The following is a 489-nucleotide window of genomic DNA, read 5'->3' as shown; positions in this document are numbered from 1 at the left end:
GTAAGAGTTGCCGACAGTTTAAAAAACAAACTGGTAGAAGTACAGGCAAAAGGTATGAATGCTTTACAACCGAAAAAAGATGATAAAGCCCTTAATAAAACAAATGAAGACCAAGTAGAAGAAGGTACCGAGCTTACCATAGTGCATTTAAATGACCGTAAGAAGGCTGTTTTTAAATTAGTGGCTGATTATGCGGTGAGTAAAACAGGCAACAGCATTGCCTTTAAAACGAGCAGGAAAAATAGCGATTCGCTTGTTAAAGCATCGGTTATCCGGTTCAATAGTATTACCCATACCGCAGATACTTTGTTAAAAGGATTTAATGATGTTAAATCACTTACATGGGATGAAGCAGGTAAACAACTGGCTTTTGTTGCTGAAAGAGACAGCGCAGTAAAAGCATTGCAAAAATTTTATAAATTATATTATTATCATGCAGGTGATGACTCAGCTAAAATGATCGTTGCCAGAAATACCAAAGGCATGTTA

At 36.4% G+C, this 489-nt stretch carries 1 protein-coding gene; it reads left to right on the top strand.

Features of this window, described 5'->3' with window-relative positions; translation table 11 throughout:
• On the top strand, window positions 1–489 hold a 489-nt coding region (locus tag EJJ37_RS20615; protein WP_204596871.1), incomplete at both ends, for a hypothetical protein.

This window comes from Clostridium cuniculi (assembly GCF_004353185.1).
GTDB classification, from domain to species: Bacteria; Bacillota; Clostridia; order Clostridiales; family Clostridiaceae; genus Clostridium; species Clostridium cuniculi.
Note: the sequence above shows the minus strand (reverse complement) of the source record. Positions and strands in the feature narration are given on the sequence as shown.